Annotated in this window: 16 protein-coding genes; 9 read left to right on the top strand and 7 right to left on the bottom strand. The window is 71.7% G+C overall.

Going from position 1 to position 18371, the window contains the following annotated elements:
• Window positions 1-105: 105 nt before the first annotated feature.
• Complete coding sequence (locus tag ACNJ93_RS07495) at window positions 106-678, bottom strand: hypothetical protein (protein ID WP_418956555.1); 573 nt, start codon at window positions 676-678, stop codon at window positions 106-108.
• Here ACNJ93_RS07495 and ACNJ93_RS07490 point away from each other — a divergent pair.
• The 6 genes from ACNJ93_RS07490 (at window position 659) to ACNJ93_RS07465 (ending at window position 5644) form a co-directional block, all read left to right on the top strand.
• Window positions 659-1234 (top strand): TraR/DksA family transcriptional regulator, encoded by a 576-nt coding sequence (locus ACNJ93_RS07490; RefSeq protein ID WP_418956554.1) that lies wholly within the window; start codon window positions 659-661, stop codon window positions 1232-1234. The two genes, ACNJ93_RS07495 and ACNJ93_RS07490, sit on opposite strands and share 20 nt — an antisense overlap.
• Window positions 1235-1294: 60 nt before the next feature.
• Complete coding sequence (gene lspA, locus ACNJ93_RS07485; RefSeq protein ID WP_418956553.1) at window positions 1295-1873, top strand: signal peptidase II; 579 nt, start codon at window positions 1295-1297, stop codon at window positions 1871-1873.
• A 17-nt stretch (window positions 1874-1890) separates the two neighbouring features.
• Window positions 1891-2832, top strand: coding sequence for an RluA family pseudouridine synthase (locus ACNJ93_RS07480; protein WP_418956552.1), 942 nt, complete (start codon window positions 1891-1893; stop codon window positions 2830-2832).
• A complete protein-coding gene (locus ACNJ93_RS07475) occupies window positions 2829-3314 on the top strand; it encodes a GNAT family N-acetyltransferase (protein WP_418956551.1) in 486 nt (161 codons plus the stop codon). Before ACNJ93_RS07480 ends, ACNJ93_RS07475 begins: the two co-directional genes overlap by 4 nt.
• Before the next feature lie 120 nt (window positions 3315-3434).
• Window positions 3435-5021, top strand: a complete 1587-nt coding sequence (locus tag ACNJ93_RS07470) for a Na+/H+ antiporter (protein ID WP_418956550.1) — start codon at window positions 3435-3437, stop codon at window positions 5019-5021.
• Window positions 5022-5074: 53 nt separating this feature from the next.
• Entirely contained in the window at window positions 5075-5644 is a 570-nt protein-coding gene (locus tag ACNJ93_RS07465; RefSeq protein ID WP_418956549.1) for a dienelactone hydrolase family protein, read from the top strand.
• Between the two features lie 72 nt (window positions 5645-5716).
• Here the strand turns inward: ACNJ93_RS07465 and ACNJ93_RS07460 are convergent, their stop codons facing one another.
• From ACNJ93_RS07460 to ACNJ93_RS07440, 5 genes are all read right to left on the bottom strand, one after another.
• Window positions 5717-6661, bottom strand: a complete 945-nt coding sequence (locus ACNJ93_RS07460) for a zinc metalloprotease (RefSeq protein WP_418956548.1) — start codon at window positions 6659-6661, stop codon at window positions 5717-5719.
• A 347-nt stretch (window positions 6662-7008) separates the two neighbouring features.
• Window positions 7009-8655, bottom strand: a complete 1647-nt coding sequence (locus ACNJ93_RS07455; protein ID WP_418956547.1) for an alkaline phosphatase D family protein — start codon at window positions 8653-8655, stop codon at window positions 7009-7011.
• A gap of 131 nt (window positions 8656-8786) precedes the next feature.
• Complete coding sequence (locus tag ACNJ93_RS07450; protein WP_418956546.1) at window positions 8787-9602, bottom strand: DsbA family protein; 816 nt, start codon at window positions 9600-9602, stop codon at window positions 8787-8789.
• Window positions 9603-9664: 62 nt separating this feature from the next.
• Complete coding sequence (locus ACNJ93_RS07445; protein ID WP_418956545.1) at window positions 9665-10351, bottom strand: hypothetical protein; 687 nt, start codon at window positions 10349-10351, stop codon at window positions 9665-9667.
• A gap of 113 nt (window positions 10352-10464) precedes the next feature.
• On the bottom strand, window positions 10465-11790 hold the full coding sequence (locus ACNJ93_RS07440) for a DUF2252 domain-containing protein (protein ID WP_418956544.1): 1326 nt from the start codon (window positions 11788-11790) through the stop codon (window positions 10465-10467).
• A gap of 236 nt (window positions 11791-12026) precedes the next feature.
• Here ACNJ93_RS07440 and dnaE point away from each other — a divergent pair, with 236 nt between their 5' ends.
• Window positions 12027-15566, top strand: a complete 3540-nt coding sequence (gene dnaE, locus ACNJ93_RS07435) for a DNA polymerase III subunit alpha (RefSeq protein WP_418956543.1) — start codon at window positions 12027-12029, stop codon at window positions 15564-15566.
• 102 nt (window positions 15567-15668) lie between these two features.
• Here the strand turns inward: dnaE and ACNJ93_RS07430 are convergent, their stop codons facing one another.
• Window positions 15669-15842: a hypothetical protein gene (locus ACNJ93_RS07430; protein ID WP_418956542.1), complete on the bottom strand. Its 174-nt coding sequence runs from the start codon at window positions 15840-15842 to the stop codon at window positions 15669-15671.
• A 226-nt stretch (window positions 15843-16068) separates the two neighbouring features.
• Between ACNJ93_RS07430 and ACNJ93_RS07425 the strand changes: the two genes are divergently transcribed.
• The gene (locus ACNJ93_RS07425) at window positions 16069-17358 is read left to right on the top strand and encodes an NYN domain-containing protein (RefSeq protein WP_418956541.1); all 1290 of its coding nucleotides are present in this window, start codon (window positions 16069-16071) and stop codon (window positions 17356-17358) included.
• 20 nt (window positions 17359-17378) lie between these two features.
• On the top strand, window positions 17379-18350 hold the full coding sequence (locus ACNJ93_RS07420) for an ABC transporter ATP-binding protein (RefSeq protein WP_418961339.1): 972 nt from the start codon (window positions 17379-17381) through the stop codon (window positions 18348-18350).
• The last annotated feature ends 21 nt before the right edge of the window (window positions 18351-18371 follow it).

Here is an 18371-nt window from a genome sequence, read left to right as displayed (position 1 = left end):
TGCAGGCTCGTCGCACGGGCGCACGGGGCGGGTGCGCGCGGCGGCGTGCCCCGTTGCCGCGGGGCTGGTGTCGATTTATCGTCCCAGCACGATTCGCGAGCAAGATCACAATATGTGAAGGGGCCGCGACATGGCGCCGAAGAAGACCGCCGCGACCGCCGGGAAGAAGGCGGCGACGGCACGTTCCGCCACCGCCTCCGAGGCGGCGGCGAAGGACGTGACCGGCAAGAAGTCGACGGTCGCGAAGAAGACGGTCGCGAAGAAGACCGCGGCGAAGCGGACCGCGGCCAGGAAGACCACGGCGGCGTCGGCGGCGGCCGGCGGAGCGAACCGCCCGGCGGCCGGCGCCGTGAACAGCACGCCGAGCAGCCGGGCGAGCAGGGCGAGCAAGCGCGCGGTGACCGGCGCCGCGGCCGCAGCGACGGAGGAGGCGACGACGACCGGGGCGGCGACGAGGACCGCCACGAGGACGGCGAGCAGGACGGCGCCGAAGACCGCGACCGGGACCACGGCGAAGACCGGGACCACGGCCAGGACCGGGACCGCGTCCAAGGCCGCGTCCAGGACCGTGGCCGCGGGCAGTACCGAGGTCACGGACGCGGGCGGGACCGCGACGAGGACCGGGAAGAAGACGGCGGCGAAGACGGCCGGGAAGGCCGTGAGGAAGACCGCCGCCACCAGGACCACCGCCGCCGAGAAGGCCGCGGACGGAAAGACCAGGGCCGCGACCGCGGCGGAGCAGACGGGAGCCAGGACGGTGGCAGCGAAGAAGACCGTGGGCAGCGCGACGGTGACGGAGGGCGTGGCCGACGCGGGCGCGGTGCCCGGGGCGCGGCCCGGAGAGCTCGCCGTCCGGCCGGGGGAGGACCCCTGGACCGAGGCGGAGGTCGCCGAGGCGCGGACGGACCTCATGAGCGAGGTGCTCCGCCTCCGGGCGGAGATCCACGCCTCGGAGAGCGCGCTCAGCGGACTGATGCGGGACTCCGGGGACGGCGCCGGCGACGACCAGGCCGACACCGGCACCAAGAACATCACCCGCGAGCACGAGCTGGCGCTCGCCGCCAACGCCCGCGAGATGCTGGAGCAGACCGAGCACGCCCTGGAGCGCCTCGACGCCGGCACGTACGGCCTGTGCGAGGTCTGCGGCAAGCCCATCGGCAAGGCGCGGATGCAGGCGTTCCCGCGCGCCACGCTCTGTGTGGAGGACAAGCAGAAGCAGGAACGCCGGGGCTGAGCCCGCACGTGTGTGCCGTACCCTCGTGGGCAGTCAGGCACCTAGGGTTGAGGGACTCACGTGGCAGAGGCGGAGCGCATCATCGGTACGCCGGATTCGGAAGGGGCCGAGGGGGCCGACGAGGCTGCGGAGCGGTCCGCCGAGCAGCCCCGCGGCAAGCGGAGGATCGTCGCGCTCTTCGTCGTCGCGCTGATCGCGTACCTCCTCGACCTCGGCACCAAGATCCTGGTCGTCGAGAAGCTGGAGGGCCATGAGCCGATCCGGGTCGTCGGCGATCTGCTGAAGTTCGAGGCGATCCGGAACCCGGGCGCGGCCTTCGGCATGGGCGAGGCCTTCACGATCATCTTCACCTGCATCGCGGCGGTGGTGATCGTGGTGATCATCCGGCTGGCCCGGAAGCTCTACAGCCTGCCGTGGGCGCTCGCGCTCGGCCTGCTCCTCGGCGGTGCGCTGGGCAACCTGACCGACCGGATCTTCCGGTCGCCGGGCGTGTTCGAGGGCGCGGTGGTCGACTTCATCGCGCCCGCGCACTTCGCGGTCTTCAACCTCGCGGACTCCGCGATCGTGTGCGGCGGCTTCCTCATCGTGATCCTGTCGTTCCGCGGGCTGGACCCCGACGGGACGGTCCACAAGGACTGACAAGGCATACTCGACGGGTGAGCACGAGTCCCGAGATCCGCACGCTGCCCGTACCCGACGGCCTGGAGGGCGAGCGCGTCGACGCCGCCATCGCCCGCATGTTCGGGTTCTCCCGCACCAAGGCGGCCGAGCTGGCCGCCGCCGGCAAAGTCCTGGTCGACGGCGCCGTCGTCGGCAAGTCCGAGCGGGTGAGCGGCGGCGCGTGGCTCGAGGTCGAGATGCCCGGCGCGCCCGCGCCCGTGCAGATCGTCGCGGAGCCCGTCGAGGGCATGGAGATCGTCCACGACGACGACGACATCGTGGTGATCGTGAAGCCGGTGGGCGTCGCCGCCCACCCCAGCCCCGGCTGGACCGGCACCACCGTCATCGGCGGCCTCGCCGCCGCCGGCTACCGGATCTCGACCTCCGGCGCCGCCGAGCGCCAGGGCATCGTGCACCGCCTCGACGTCGGCACCTCCGGCCTCATGGTCGTCGCCAAGTCGGAGCGGGCGTACACGCTGCTCAAGGCCCAGTTCCGCGAGCGCGTGGTGGACAAGCGGTACCACGCCCTGGTCCAGGGCCACCCGGACCCGCTGAGCGGCACCATCGACGCGCCCATCGGCCGGCACCCGAACCACGACTACAAGTGGGCCGTGACCGCCGAGGGCAAGCCCTCGGTCACCCACTACGACCTCATCGAGGCGTTCCGGGCGGCCTCGCTGCTCGACATCAAGCTGGAGACCGGCCGCACCCACCAGATCCGGGTGCACATGTCCGCGCACCGCCACCCCTGCGTCGGCGACCTCACGTACGGGGCCGACCCGACGCTGGCCAAGCGGCTCCGGCTGACCCGGCAGTGGCTGCACGCCGTGCGCCTCGGCTTCGAGCACCCGTCGGACGGCCGCTGGGTCGAGTTCGAGAGCGCGTACCCGGCCGACCTGCAGCACGCCCTCGACACGATCGCCGAGGAGAGCGCATGACCGCGCAGGACGAGCGCCTGACCGCGTACGAGGTGCGCGAGGCGCGGGACCACGGCGACCGGGACGCCTGCTTCGCGGTCCGCCGCGAGGTCTTCGTCGTCGAGCAGAACGTGCCGGCGGAGATCGAGTACGACCCGTACGACGAGACGGCCGTGCACGTGCTCGCGGTCCGCGCGGACGGGCTGCCGCTGGGCACCGGGCGGCTGCTGCACGGCGACGACGCGCTCGGCAAGACCGGCGCGGACGCCTCCGTCGGCTCGCTGGGGCGGCTCGCGGTCACCAAGGCGGCGCGCGGCCTCGGCGTCGGCGCGGCGCTGGTCAGGGCCATCGAGGACGCGGCCCGGGCGCGCGGCCTGACCGCCGTCGACCTGCACGCGCAGACCCACGCGACGGGCTTCTACGAGCGCCTCGGATACGAGGCGTACGGCCCGGAGTTCCCGGACGCGGGCATCCCGCACCGGGCGATGCGCCGCACGCTGTAACGCGCGCCTCCCACAGCCCCGCCCGTACGGGACAAGTGGTGCCTACCGGGCGAATCGCCGTCCGGCGTGGCAGGGTTGGCCCCTGGCCGTCGACCTACCGGAAGGCACGAGGGGCGCCCCGTGGACCAGTTGGCCCTGCTGATCCTGCTGCTGCTCGGCGCGCTGCTCACCGTGCCGCTGGGGGACCGGCTGGGGCTTCCCGCGCCGGTCCTGATGACGCTCTTCGGGATCGTCCTCGCCCTGCTGCCGTTCGTGCCGGACGTCGAGCTGCCGCCCGAGCTGATCCTGCCGCTGGTGCTGCCCCCGCTGCTGTACGCCACCGCGCAGCGCACCTCCTGGCGGCAGTTCGCGGCCAACGTGCGGCCGATCCTGCTGCTCGCCGTCGCCCTGGTCTTCGTCACCACGGCCGCCGTGGGCGTCGTCGCCGGCGCCCTCGTGCCCGGGCTGCCGCTGGCCGCCGCGCTGGCCCTCGGGGCCCTGGTCGCCCCGCCGGACCCGGTCGCCGCGACCGCCGTCGCCGGCTCGCTCGGGCTGCCGCGCCGGCTGGTGTCCATCCTGGAGGGCGAGGGCCTGTTCAACGACGTCACCGCGATCGTGCTCTACCACGTCGCCGTCGCGGCCGTCGTCAGCGGCTCCTTCTCCTGGCCCGAGGCCCTGCTGGAGTTCGTGCTCTCCGCCGTCGTCGCCCTCGTCGCCGGGCTGGTCATCGGCTGGCTCGCCACCCGGCTCATCGACCTGCTGGAGGACGCCACCCTGCAGACCGGACTCACCCTCCTCGTCCCCTTCGTCGCCTACGTCCTCGCCGAGGAGCTGCACGGCTCCGGCGTCCTCGCGGTCCTGGTGACCGCCCTGTACCTGACCGAGTTCGGCAAGGACGCCGACGACGTGATGGGCCGGCTCGCCGGACAGACGTTCTGGCAGGTCGTCGACACCCTCGTCACCGGCATCGCCTTCGGGCTCATCGGCCTCGAACTCGTCCACGTCTTCGGCACGCCCGGCGCGCGCCTCGGGACGATGCTCGGATGGGGCGCCGCCGTGCTCGGGGTCGTGGTCGCCGTCCGGCTGCTGTGGCTGCTGCCCGCCACCTGGGTCGCGAAGAAGCTGCACCGGCTGCGGGACGTGGCCGAGGAGATCCCCATGAGCTGGCGGGAGACCGTCGTCATGTGGTGGTCGGGGATGCGCGGGGTGGCCTCGGTGGCCCTGGCGCTCGCGCTTCCGCTGCACACCGCGGACGGGGCGCCGTTCCCCGCGCGGGAGGAGCTCGTGTTCATCGCCTTCTGCGTGATCCTCGGCACCCTGGTCGTCCAGGGCCTCACCCTGCCCTGGCTGGTGAACCGGCTCGGCGTGGAGGCCGACGCGGACGCCGAACGCCGGCTGGAGCGGGAGCTCGCGATCCGCGCGACCGGGGCCGCCAAGCGGCGGCTGAAGGAGATCGAGGAGGCCGAGGAGCTGCCGGAGGAGGTCCAGGAGCGGCTGCTGCGCGGCGCGTACGACATCGGCGCCCGGATCAGCCCCGATCTGCTGGGCGAGGACCGGCGCGACGCACTGGTGAAGCGGGCGCAGCGGCTGAGGGAAGTGCACCGGATCCAGCGGGAGATGATGTCGGCCGCCCGGCACGCGGTCCTCGCGGCCCGCAGCGAACCGGGCGCGGACCCCGAGGTCGTGGACCGGGTGCTGCGGCAGCTGGACGTGCGCAGCATGCGCTAGGGGGTGTCCGGCAGCTGTCCGGCGGTGGCCTGCGGGAATGGGAGGATGGCCGGATGGACATCATGCTCTTCCACTCCCTGTACGGTCTGCGTCCCGCCGTGGAGGCGGCGGCCGAGCGGCTGCGGGAGGCCGGGCACCGGGTGTGGACGCCGGATCTCTTCGAGGGCCGGACCGCCGACTCCCTCGAGGAGGCCATGGCGATCGGGAACGGGATCGGCAAGGACGAGCTGCTCAAGCGCGCCGTCCTCGCGGCCGCCCCCCACTCGGACCGCGGACTGGTGTACGCGGGCTTCTCCTTCGGCGCTTCGGTCGCGCAGACGCTGGCGCTGGGCGACGAGAAGGCGCGCGGACTGCTGCTGCTCCACGGCACCTCGGACCTCGCGCCGAACGCCTCCGTGGACGAACTGCCGGTCCAGCTGCACGTGGCCGAGCCGGACCCGTTCGAGTCGGACGACTGGCTGTCGGCCTGGTACCTGCAGATGGGCCGGGCGGGCGCGGACGTGGAGGTCTACCGCTACCCGGGCGCCGGACACCTGTACACGGACCCGGACCTGCCGGACCACGACGCGGAGGCCGCCGAGCGGACCTGGGCGACGGCGCTGGGGTTCCTGGAGACCCTGTAGCCGGGCCGGACACGCCGAAGGGCGCGGCGGGGGCTCGTCCCGCCGCGCCCTCCTGGCGCGTTAGGGGGCTGTTCAGCCGGCGCGGTACGCGGTCCACATGTTGTTCATCCGCGAGACCTGGCCCGAGGTGAACTGGTACATGCAGTTGTCGTACGTGTAGTCCATGAAGTTGTGGATCGGGTCCACACCCGTCTTGGAGGCGCAGGAGTCACGGCCGGTGGGGCACTCGTAGGCCGGGGACTTCTCGGCCGGGGTGTCCGCGACGTAGTCGCCGTTGCCGTTGCAGCCGCCCTGGAACGTGTGGTACAGGCCCAGCCAGTGGCCGACCTCGTGGGTGGCGGTGTCGCCCTCGTTGTAGTTGGCCGCGGAGCCGCCCGGCAGCGAGGAGTCCAGGACGACGACGCCGTCCATCGTCGGGTTGGAGGCGTAGGACGACGGGAAGGTCGCCCAGCCGAGCAGGCCGCCGCTGAGCTTGGCGGTGTAGAAGTTCAGCGCGCCGGCGCCGCCCTGGCGGAGGGCCGCCTTCATGTCCTTCTCGGCCTGGGAGCCGGAGGCCAGGTTGTACCAGGTGGCGTTGTCCGTGTAGGTGGTCCCGGCCAGCGTGAACTGGAAGTTGGTGTTCACGTTGCCGGTGCCCTGGCCGCCGTAGGCCGCGTTCAGGACGTTCATCTGGTTGTTGATGTCCGTGGCGGTGAGCTTGCCCTGGGTGCCGCTGTGGACGACGTGGAAGTACACCGGGATGTTGACCACGGCGGTGGCCGAGAGGCCCTGCGCGCGGCCATTGGCGCGGGCGGCCTCCAGTCTCTTCTTCAGGTCCGCGTCCATGGCCTTGGCCTGGGCGGCGGTGACCTCGTTGGGCTCGTGGCCGTGGGCGTCGGCGCCCTTCGCCTTGCGGGCGTGGGAGTCGGCGGAGGTGCCGTCCTCGCACTCCTCGGCGGAGGCGGCGGCGAGCGTGCCGGTGGAGGCGGCCGCGCCGGTGGGCGCGGAGAGGGGCACCAGGGCCAGGGTTCCGGCCATGGCGACAGCGCCGAGCACGCGACGGGACGTACGCGGCGATATACGAACAAGAGCACGCACAGGTGACTCCTCGCGGGGGGTTCATGGAGAGGTACTTCCTCGCCACGGCGGGGAGATTACGGGTTCATGTCAGATACCGATGAGCGTTGAACAAGCCCAATCATTCGGCGGGCAAATAGGGTCATCGGGAAGAAAAAATCCGGCGGCTTCCGGAGTTTGAGACGTGGACGTAACGAAAGACGTGACAACGACGGGTGGTGTGTCCGGATTCGATCTCCGTGACTCACCACCCGTCGTGATGATGTGATCTTCCGTTAACAAAGCCAAAGGTGGCTGAAAATCGCCCCTCAGGCCACCGGCGTGTACACCCGCTCGACCTTCTGCGTTCCCGAACGTGTGCGATAGGAGCGCGTCCAGGCCGCGGTCGCGTCCTGACGGGTCTTGTCGGAGACCGTGTAGTAGTCCATCTGCGACCGCTCGGCGGTCACGTCGAGCACGCCGTAGCCGTGGTGGTCCATGTCCACCCACTTCACATGCCGGTTGGCCGTCCTGATCGCGCCGGCCGCCACCACCGAGAGCGTGCCCGGGGCCACCTTCAGCAGGTCGTCGAGATTGTCCGAGGTCACCGAGGTGACTACGAACTCCGTGGCCGCCGAGGCCGAGAACGGGTACGTGGCGGCCTTCACCGGCACGTCGTTGGCCCACGCCATGTGGATGTCGCCGGTCAGGAAGACGGTGTTCCGGACGGCCTGCTGCGTCAGGTGGTTCAGCAGCTCCCGGCGGTCGTCCGTGTAGCCGTCCCACTGGTCCACGTTGATCGCCAGGCCCTCCTTCGGCAGCCCCAGCAACTCCGCCAGCGGCTCCAGGAGATGGGCCGGCAGCGAGCCGAAGGCGACCGGCGAGATCATCACCGAGGTGCCGACCAGCTTCCAGGCGGCGTCCGAACCGGCCAGTCCGGCCTTCAGCCAGTCCAGCTGGGCCCGGCCGGTGATCGTCCGCTCCGGGTCGTCCACCGTGCCGCTGCCGACGCCCGCCTGTTGCGAGCGGAACGAGCGCAGGTCCAGCAGATGCAGATCGGCCAGCCGGCCGAAGCGCAGCCGGCGGTAGACCGTGCCCTCCGTGGAGGCACGGACCGGCATCCACTCGAAGTACGCCTGCTTGGCGGCGGCGACCCGGTCCGCCCACGCGCCCTCGGCGCCGGGCGTGTGGTTCTCCGCCCCGCCCGACCAGGCGTCGTTGGCCACCTCGTGGTCGTCCCAGATCGCGACGACCGGGTGCGCGGCGTGCAGCGCCTGCAGGTCGGCGTCCGTCTTGTACGTGGCGTGCCGGAGGCGGTAGTCGGCGAGCGAGACGATCTCGTGGGCCGGCTCGTGGCGGCGCACGACCCGGTCCTCGGTCGGGTAGCCGCCGCTGGCGTACTCGTAGATGTAGTCGCCGAGGTGCAGCACCGCGTCCAGGTCGGCGCGGGCGGCGAGATGGCGGTAGGCGGAGAACCAGCCGGCCTCCCAGTTGGCGCAGGAGACCACGCCGAAGCGGATGTTCGGCGCCGCGGCGTCCACCGCCGGAGTGGTGCGGGTGCGGCCGACCGGCGAGACCGTCCCGCCCGCGGTGAAGCGGTAGAAGTAACGGGTCGCCGGGCGGAGCCCGCGGACGTCCGCCTTGACGGTGTGGTCGGTCGCGGCGGTCGCACCGGCGGTGCCGCGGGCCACGACGCGGGCGAACTCCCGGTCCTCGGCGACCTCCCAGGTCACCGCGGTGTCCGGGCCCTCGCCGGAGCCGGGTACGGCCTCGGGGGTGGGGGTGACGCGCGTCCAGAGCAGGACGCCGTCGGGGAGCGGGTCGCCGGAGGCGACGCCGTGCAGGAACGCCGGCGCGGAGGACTCCGCGAGGGCGGGGGAGGCGGCGCCCGCCAGCAGCGGGGTGGCGACGGCCGTGACGGCGGCGGCCTTGACCACGGAACGGCGGCTGGGGGCAGAAATTATACGACTGGTCACGGGGCGTCAGATTACTGACGCGTAGGACCAGGACGTAGGCGAAAACTGGAAAGTTCGCCGAATCTTCCGTCCGACGACGCCGGCCCCGCCCCCGCTGCGGGGACGGGGCCGGAAGCGGGCCCGGGGGCGCGTCAGCCCTTGAGGGCCTTGTCGATCGCCGCGGTGTACTCGGCCACCGTCATCGGGGCGTTCTCGCTGCCCGCCGCCGTCACCGCCTTGCCGTCCATCTTCAGCGTGGGCGTGCCCCGCACCCCGCTCTTGTCGAAGGTCGCCGACATCTTCATCGCCCAGGCGTCGAAGGTGCCGTCCTCCACGTGCTTCTTGAACGCCGCGTTGCCCTTCAGGGCCGCCACCGAGTCCGCGACCTCCAGCAGGTAGGAGTCCTTGGCGAACTTGTCGTCGTTCTCCTCCGGGTGGAACTTCGCCGAGTACAGGGCCGCCTTGTACTCCATGAACGCCTCGGGGCTGACGTCGAGCGCCGCGCCCAGCGCCGACAGGGCGTTCTTCGAGCCCTCGCCGCGGGTCACGTTGTCGATGAAGGTGGCGCCGACGTACCGCACCTTGTACTTGCCGGCGTCGACGTCCTTCTTCAGCGTCTCGCCGACGGCCTGCTCGAAGGTGGCGCAGACCGGGCAGCGGGAGTCCTCGTAGAGCTCCAGCGTCTTCTTCGCGGCCGGCTTGCCGATGACGACCGTGGTGCCGTTCTCGCCGGTGGTGTTCTTCGGCGCGGTGACGTTCTTGGCGTCCTTCGCGGCCTCCCACTGCGTGGGCTTGTTGGCCTGGACGACGGCGTAGCCGATGCCGCCCGCGATCGCCAGGACGGCCACCGCCGACACACCGACGATCACCTGGCGGCGCGCCTTCTCCTTCTTGGCCTGGCGCTCGCGCTCCAGACGCAGACGCTCGCGGGCCGCCGCCTTGTTGGCCTGGCTGTTGCGTGCACTCATGATCGTGATCTCCGTGAGGGGTGAAGAGGTGAGGGGGACTGCGGTGCTCGGGCGCCGGCCGCTCAGGCGGCGGCGAGGCCCGGGCGCGGCGGTCCGCGCCGTGCGACGGAGTGCACGAGGAGCCGGGCGACGGACCGGCGCGGCCGGTCCTCGGGGCGGGGACCGCGCCGCGCCGCCGGGCGCGGGGCCCCGGCCAGGGCCGCGACCAGCAGCAGCGGCCGGAACGCGGCGGCGGCCGCCGCGCCGGCGAGCCGGGCCAGCGCCCGCTCGCCGTGCCGCAGCCAGGCCGCGGCGCCGAGCCCGACCGCCACATGGGCGGCGAGCAGCAGCCACGGCAGCGCCGGGGAGGGGGAGCTGAGCAGGGCGGCCGCCGCACCGTTCTGCGGAGCGGCCACGCCCGGCAGCGGGGCGCCCACCGCGCCCGCGCAGAACACGTCCACCCCGACGGACCGCAGCGAGCCGGCGACCGGGCCGCCGGCGGGGCCGTAGCAGACGTGCTGGCCGGAGGTGAAGACCGTGTCGGCCGCCAGCTCCAGCGGGACGAGCAGTCCCGCGATCGGGCCGAAGCCCCGCTCCCGGCCGGCCAGCGCGAAGGCCGCGGCGAACACGCCGCCGGCGACCGCGGCCAGCGTCAGCAGCGGGAGCGGGACCCGTGACAGCAGCACATGGGAACCCGCGGACAGCGTCACGACCACCGCCGTGAAGATCGCCGCCCGCAGGCCCCGCAGCCGCGTCCCCGAAACGTCCATAGCGCACAGAGTCTGCCACGCCGCTCCGTAAGACCGTCCTAAGAAGCGCGAGAGCGTCATGAGAAGCGCGTGAGAAAGGCCCCCACGCCCTCCCGTCCGGCCGGAAAGCGCCCCTACAGGCCCGGGATCCGGCCGTTGCGGAACAGGTCCACGAAGATCTGGTGGTCGGCCCGCGCCCGCGCCCCGTAGTCGTGCGCGAAGTCCACCAGCAGCTCCGCGAAGCCCTCCTCGTCCGCCGCGATCGCCGCGTCGATGGCCCGCTCCGTGGAGTACGGCACCAGCGAGTGCCCGCTCTCGTCGTCCGCCGCCGCGTGCATCGTCGCCGTCGCCCGGCCCAGGTTCGCGACCGTGGCCGCGATGTCCTGCGGGTCGTCGATGTCCGACCAGTCCAGGTCCACCGCGTACGGGGACACCTCGGCGACCAGCTGGCCCGCGCCGTCCAGCTCCGTCCAGCCCAGCCACGGGTCCGCGTGCGCCTGCAGCGCCCGCTGCGAGATCACCGTGCGGTGCCCCTCGTGGTGGAAGTAGCCCCGGACCGCCGGGTCCGTCACATGACGGGAGACCGCCGGGGTCTGCGCCTGCTTCATGTAGATGACGACGTCGTTCTCCAGGGCGTCGCTGTTGCCCTCCAGGAGGATGTTGTACGAGGGCAGGCCCGCCGAACCGATGCCGATGCCGCGCCGCCCGACCACGTCCTTCACCCGGTACGAGTCGGGGCGGGCCAGCGAGGACTCCGGCAGCGTCTCCAGGTAGCCGTCGAAGGCCGCCAGAACCTTGTACCGCGCCGCCGCGTCCAGCTCGATCGAGCCGCCGCCGGGCGCGAAGCGGCGCTCGTGGTCGCGGATCTGCGTCATCGACTCCAGGAGACCGAACCGGGTCAGCGCCCGCGCGTCGCGGAGCGCGTCGAGCAGCGCGCCCTCGGCCGTGTCCAGCGTGAACGGCGGCACCTCGTCGTGCTTCGCGCCCGTCGCCAGGGCGTGGATCCGCTCGCGGTAGGACGCCGCGTAGATCCGGACCAGGTGCGTGATCTGCTCGTCGCTGAGCGCCTTGGTGTAGCCGATCAGGGCCAGGGAGGCGGAGAGCCGCTTCACGTCCCAGGTGAACGGGCCGACGTACGCCTCGTCGAAGTCGTTCACGTTGAAGATCAGCCGGCCCGTGGCGTCCATGTACGTGCCGAAGTTCTCCGCGTGCAGATCGCCGTGGATCCACACCCGGCCGGTCCGCTCGTCCAGGAACGGGCCGCCGTGGGCCTCGTGCTCCAGGTCCTTGTAGAACAGGCAGGCCGTGCCCCGGTAGAACGCGAACGCGGAGGCGGCCATCTTCCGGAACTTGACCCGGAACGCCGCCGGGTCCGCGGTGAGCAGCTGCCCGAAGGCGGTGTCGAAGACCTCGAGTATCCGCTCACCGCGCTCGGCGGCGGTGGGCTGCGGGACCGACATCTCAGGTGCCTCCAGGTGCAAGAATGTTCACGACAAATGGGACAGGCGTTCCGCGTCTCTCAACGCGCGACGGCACTCCCGAGTGCCCGCCCGCCCGTCGCCCGACCACCACCCCTCAACGAGGGGCTTCGCCCCGCAGTATCCATCCCTGTGTCAGTGCAGCGACGTAGACTTCCACGCTGACCCCCCAGACTGTCCGCAGCCTGTAGCCCGTCGTTCTCCGGAGGCCTCGCACCGTGACCAAGCCGCCCTTCACGCACCTCCACGTCCACACCCAGTACTCGCTGCTGGACGGTGCCGCGCGGCTCAAGGACATGTTCGAGGCGTGCAACGAGATGGGCATGACGCACATCGCCATGTCCGACCACGGCAACCTGCACGGCGCGTACGACTTCTTCCACAGCGCCAAGAAGGCCGGTGTCACGCCGATCATCGGCATCGAGGCGTACGTCGCCCCGGAGTCCCGGCGGAACAAGCGCAAGATCCAGTGGGGCCAGCCGCACCAGAAGAAGGACGACGTCTCCGGTTCCGGCGGTTACACCCACAAGACCATCTGGGCGGCGAACGCCACCGGACTGCACAACCTCTTCCGGCTCTCCTCCGACGCCTACGCCGAGGGCTGGCTGCAGAAGTGGCCCCGGATGGACAAGGAGACCATCTCGAAGTGGTCCGAGGGCCTCATCGCCTCCACCGGCTGCCCCTCCGGCGAGCTGCAGACCCGGCTCCGCCTCGGCCAGTTCGACGAGGCCCTGAAGTCCGCCTCCGAGTACCAGGACATCTTCGGCAAGGACCGGTACTTCCTGGAGCTGATGGACCACGGCATCGAGATCGAGCGCCGCGTCCGCGACGGCCTGCTCGAGATCGGCAAGAAGCTCGGCATCCCGCCGCTGGTCACCAACGACTCGCACTACACCTACGCGCACGAGGCCGGCGCCCACGACGCCCTGCTGTGCATCCAGACCGGCAAGAACCTCTCGGACCCGGACCGCTTCAAGTTCGACGGCACCGGCTACTACCTGAAGTCCACGGAGGAGATGTACGCCATCGACTCCTCGGACGCCTGGCAGGAGGGCTGCCGCAACACGCTCCTGGTGGCGGAGCAGGTCGACACGACCGGCATGTTCGAGAAGCGCGACCTCATGCCGAAGTTCGACATCCCCGAGGGCTACACCGAGGTCACCTGGTTCCGCGAGGAGACCATGCGCGGCATGCACCGCCGGTTCCCCAACGGGATCCCCGAGGACCGCATGAAGCAGGTCGAGTACGAGATGGACACCATCATCTCGATGGGCTTCCCCGGCTACTTCCTCGTCGTCGCCGACTTCATCATGTGGGCCAAGAAGCAGGGCATCGCCGTGGGCCCCGGCCGAGGCTCCGCGGCCGGCTCGATCGTCGCGTACGCCCTCGGCATCACCGACCTCGACCCCATCCCGCACGGCCTGATCTTCGAGCGCTTCCTCAACCCCGAGCGCATCTCCATGCCCGATGTCGACATCGACTTCGACGAGCGCCGGCGCGTCGAGGTGATCAGGTACGTGACGGAGAAGTACGGCGCCGACAAGGTCGCCATGATCGGCACGTACGGCACCATCAAGGCCAAGAACGCGATCAAGGACTCCGCCCGCGTCCTCGGCTACCCGTACGCCATGGGCGACCGCCTCACCAAGGCCATGCCCGCCGACGTCCTCGGCAAGGGCATCCCGCTCTCCGGCATCACCGACCCCTCGCACCCCCGGTACTCGGAGGCCGGCGAGATCCGTGCGATGTACGAGAACGAGCCGGACGTCAAGAAGGTCATCGACACCGCCCGCGGCGTCGAGGGCCTGGTCCGGCAGATGGGCGTGCACGCCGCCGGCGTGATCATGTCCAGCGAGCCCATCGTGGACCACGTCCCCGTCTGGGTGCGCCACACCGACCAGGTCACCATCACGCAGTGGGACTATCCGAGCTGCGAGTCGCTCGGCCTGCTGAAGATGGACTTCCTCGGCCTGCGCAACCTCACGATCATGGACGACGCCGTCAAGATGGTGAAGGCCAACAAGGGGATCGACATCGATCTCCTGAGCCTCCCGCTCGACGACCCCACGACCTTCGAGCTGCTCCAGCGCGGTGAGACCCTCGGCGTCTTCCAGTTCGACGGCGGCCCCATGCGGTCCCTGCTGCGGCTGATGAAGCCCGACAACTTCGAAGACATCTCCGCCGTGTCCGCCCTGTACCGGCCGGGCCCGATGGGCATGAACTCGCACACGAACTACGCCCTGCGCAAGAACGGCCAGCAGGACATCACTCCGATCCACCCGGAGCTGGAGGAGCCCCTCAAGGAGGTCCTCGACGTCACCTACGGCCTGATCGTCTACCAGGAGCAGGTGCAGAAGGCCGCCCAGATCATCGCCGGCTACTCGCTCGGCGAGGCCGACATCCTCCGCCGCGTCATGGGCAAGAAGAAGCCCGAGGAGCTGGCGAAGAACTTCACCATCTTCCAGGCCGGCGCGAAGAAGAACGGCTACAGCGACGAGGCCATCCAGGCCCTGTGGGACGTGCTGGTCCCCTTCGCCGGCTACGCCTTCAACAAGGCGCACTCCGCCGCGTACGGACTGGTCTCCTACTGGACCGCCTACCTGAAGGCCAACCACCCGGCCGAGTACATGGCGGCGCTGCTCACCTCGGTCAAGGACGACAAGGACAAGTCCGCCGTCTACCTGAACGAGTGCCGCCGCATGGGCATCAAGGTGCTCCCGCCGAACGTGAACGAGTCGGAGCCGAACTTCGCCGCCCAGGGCGACGACGTGATCCTCTTCGGCCTCACCGCCGTCCGCAACGTCGGCGCGAACGTCGTCGAGTCGATCATCAAGACCCGCAAGGCGAAGGGGAAGTACTCCTCCTTCCCGGACTTCCTCGACAAGGTCGAGGCGGTCGTCTGCAACAAGCGGACCATCGAGTCGCTGATCAAGGCCGGCGCCTTCGACGAGATGGGCCACACCCGCAAGGGCCTGGTCGCCCAGCACGAGCCGATGATCGACAACGTGGTCGCGGTCAAGCGCAAGGAGGCCGAGGGACAGTTCGACCTCTTCGGCGGCATGGGCGAGGAGGACACCAGCGAGCCCGGCTTCGGTCTGGACGTCACGTTCACCGAGGACGAGTGGGACAAGACGTACCTGCTCGCGCAGGAGCGCGAGATGCTCGGCCTGTACGTCTCCGACCACCCGCTCTTCGGCCTGGAGCACGTGCTCTCCGACAAGACCGACGCCGGCATCCAACAGCTCACCGGCGGCGAGCACGCGGACGGCGCGGTCGTCACCATCGGCGGCATCATCTCCGGTCTCCAGCGCAAGATGACCAAGCAGGGCAACGCCTGGGCCATCGCCACCGTGGAGGACCTGGCCGGGTCCATCGAGTGCATGTTCTTCCCGGCCACCTACCAGCTGGTCTCCACCCAGCTCGTCGAGGACGCCGTGGTCTTCGTCAAGGGCCGCCTCGACAAGCGCGAGGACGTGCCCCGGCTGGTCGCCATGGAACTCATGGTCCCCGACCTGTCGAACGCCGGGACCAACGCGCCGGTGATCCTCACCATCCCCGCCCTGAAGGTCACGCCGCCCATGGTCAGCCGCCTCGGCGAGATCCTCAGCCACCACAAGGGCAACACCGAGGTGCGGATCAAGCTCCAGGGCCCCCGGACCACCACCGTGCTCCGGCTCGACCGGCACCGCGTCCAGCCGGACCCGGCGCTCTTCGGCGACCTGAAGGTGCTGCTCGGCCCGTCCTGCCTGGCCGGCTGAGCCGCCGCACCCGTACGCGGCCGCCGAGCCGCCTCGCCCGCACGCGCAAGGGGCGCGCCCGTCGTCACGGGCGCGCCCCTTTGCCTACGGCATCAGGCCACGTCAGTTGTGGCCGAAACGCTTCTGCCGACCCTTGCGGGCGATGTCGCTGGGCGTCACCTGGGAGGCGCGGTTCTGCGCCTCGGACTCCATCGACATCTGCTGTGCCTGCTGGGTGCCGCGCTCGGCCGGCGAGGCGGACTGCTGGCTGCGGTTCTGCTTGCGGTTCTTGGCCATGGGGGGATGCCTCCTCAAAGGGGTCTGGGGGCCAGGGCCGCTGTCAGACTCACACAGGGGGAGAAGCGTCGCATTTTGGATCATTGCGGACCGTAATCGCGACGCGCCGGGAGAACCGAGTGACTTCCGCCACGCCGATGATCGAGTTCCCGCTGTTTGGGCCGCCCGGGTCGGGCAGACTCGAAGGAACCCGAAGCACTCCCGATCCCGAGGTTCCCGAAAGAGGGTGGAACGCGTGGACCGCTGCGTCGTTCTGGTGGACGCCGGCTATCTGCTGGGCGCCGCCGCGAGCCTCCTCGCCGGGGAACCGGCCCGCTCCCGCATCACGGTCGACCACGCCGCCCTCATCCAGGGACTGCGCGAACGCGCCGAGGCGGACACCGCCCAGCCGCTGCTGCGCATCTACTGGTTCGACGGCGCGCCCGACCGGGTGCCCCAGCCGGAGCACCGCCGGCTGCGGGTGATGCCCCGCGTCACCGTACGCCTGGGCGCCCTGACCCGCAGCGACGGCCGCTGGGCGCAGAAGGGCGTCGACGCGGCCATGCACGCCGAGCTCACCGAACTGGCCAGGAACCGCGCCTGCTCGGACATCGTGCTGGTCACCGGCGACGGCGATCTGCTGCCCGGACTGATGTCCGCCAAGGAGCACGGGGTCGCCGTCCACCTCTGGGCCGTCCAGGCCGCCGACGGCGACTACAACCAGTCCGAGGACCTCGTCGCCGAGGCCGACGAGCGCCGCGTCCTCGACCGGGCCTGGATCACCCGGGCCGTCCGCGCCAAGGACCTCACCGGCGTCTGCGCCCCGCCGCCCGCCCCCCGCCCCGAGATCGCCGCCATCCTCTCCGCCCCGCTGCCCGAGGCCGCCCTCGCCGCCTCCGCCGAACGCGCCGCCGAGGCCGCCGCGGCCGCCGCCGTGAACGGCAGCGCCGAGGCCGCCGCGCCCGCCGACGGGACCGCGACGGGGACGACGCCCGCCACGGGCCCCGCCCACCACGGCAAGCCCGTGCCCACCCCCAAGGACCTCGCCGGCCTGCGCGCCCCCGGCAGCCACCCGCCCGCCGCGCCCGCCGGCGGCGCGACCCTGCGCTGGTCCTCCGACCGGGGCTGGGTCGACCGGCACGGCGGCCCCCTCGGCGAACCGCCCGAGACCGCCTCGCTGCCCACCCTCGCCCAGCTCACCAGCGCTGAGCAGCGCTGGGCGGACCGCGAGGAGGACATCACCACCGTCGGCGGCGACCCCTTCGAGGTGGGTCAGGTGTTCGCCCGCCGCTGGATGGAGCGGCTCCCCGAGCAGAGCCACGTCCAGCGCCTCGCCGGCATGTACCCGCGCATCCCGCACCGCATCGACGGCGAACTCCTCCGCTACGCGGCACGGTTCGGCCTGCTCGCGCACAAGGACGACCAGATCGACGAGCACGACCGGTACGCGATCCGGGCCGGCTTCTGGCGCGAGATCGACGTGCGCGCCGCCGCCGAACACGCCCCCGCCCCGGAGCAGAGCCGGGGACCGGCGTAGGCTCCTCCCTCGTGAGTACGGTGTGCGTGGTGCGGGATCTGGTCAAGACGTACCCCGCCACGCGCGGCGGGCGGGGCACCCCCGCGACGCCCGAGGTGCGCGCCACCGACGGCATCAGCCTCGACGTGCGCGGCGGCGAGATCTTCGGCCTGCTCGGCCCCAACGGCGCCGGCAAGTCCACCCTGGTCCGCCAGCTCACCGGCCTCATGCGCCCCGACTCCGGCACCGTCCGGCTCCTCGGCCACGACCTCGTCCGCCACCCCGAGCGCGCCGCCCGGCTGATCGGCTACCTCGGGCAGGAGTCCACCGCCCTCGACGAGCTGACCGTCGCCCTGGCCGCCGAGACCACCGGCCGGCTGCGCGGGCTCACCGCCCCCGCCGCCCGCGCCGCGCGCGACGCCGTCCTCGACGAGCTGGGGCTGACCGAGCTGGCCGGGCGGCCCCTGAAGAAGCTCTCCGGCGGCCAGCGGCGGCTCGCCTGCTTCGCCGCCGCCCTCGTCGGCGAGCGTCCCGTCCTCGTCCTCGACGAGCCCACCACCGGCATGGACCCGGTGGCCCGCCGCGCCGTCTGGGCCGCCGTCGACCGGCGCCGCGCCGAGCACGGCGCCACCGTCCTGCTCGTCACCCACAACGTCATCGAGGCGGAGACCGTCCTCGACCGGGTCGCCGTCCTCGACCGCGGCCGGGTCATCGCCTGCGACACGCCCGCCGGGCTCAAGGAACGCGTGGCCGGCGAGGTCCGCGTCGAACTGGTCTGGCGCGAGCGGCCCCCGCTGGACGTCCCCGAGGTCGCCGCGCTGCGCCCCTCGGCCGCCGAGTCCGGCCGCCGCTGGGTGCTCCGGCTCGCCCCCGAGGAGGCCCGGGCGGCCGTCGCCGCGGTCACCGGCGGGGCGGCCTTCGCCGCCCTCGACGACTTCACCCTCGCCACCCCGAGCCTGGAGGACGTCTACCTCGCCCTCGGCGGCGCGACGAACGGGCTGGTGAAGGCGTGACTCCCACGGGCGCCCGCAACG

The organism is Streptomyces tritici (assembly GCF_048500665.1).
Lineage (GTDB): Bacteria > Actinomycetota > Actinomycetes > Streptomycetales > Streptomycetaceae > Streptomyces > Streptomyces tritici.
This window is presented reverse-complemented; position numbering and strand designations above follow the sequence as displayed.

Coding starts and splice junctions, on each gene's coding strand:
- ACNJ93_RS07440 (WP_418956544.1), bottom strand. CDS start 11,790: ATGTCGGTCCCGCAGCCCACCGCCGCCGAGCGCGGTGAGCGGATACTC.
- ACNJ93_RS07475 (WP_418956551.1), top strand. CDS start 2,829: ATGACCGCGCAGGACGAGCGCCTGACCGCGTACGAGGTGCGCGAGGCG.
- ACNJ93_RS07430 (WP_418956542.1), bottom strand. CDS start 15,842: ATGGCCAAGAACCGCAAGCAGAACCGCAGCCAGCAGTCCGCCTCGCCG.
- ACNJ93_RS07450 (WP_418956546.1), bottom strand. CDS start 9,602: ATGAGTGCACGCAACAGCCAGGCCAACAAGGCGGCGGCCCGCGAGCGT.
- ACNJ93_RS07465 (WP_418956549.1), top strand. CDS start 5,075: ATGGACATCATGCTCTTCCACTCCCTGTACGGTCTGCGTCCCGCCGTG.
- ACNJ93_RS07445 (WP_418956545.1), bottom strand. CDS start 10,351: ATGGACGTTTCGGGGACGCGGCTGCGGGGCCTGCGGGCGGCGATCTTC.
- ACNJ93_RS07460 (WP_418956548.1), bottom strand. CDS start 6,661: ATGGCCGGAACCCTGGCCCTGGTGCCCCTCTCCGCGCCCACCGGCGCG.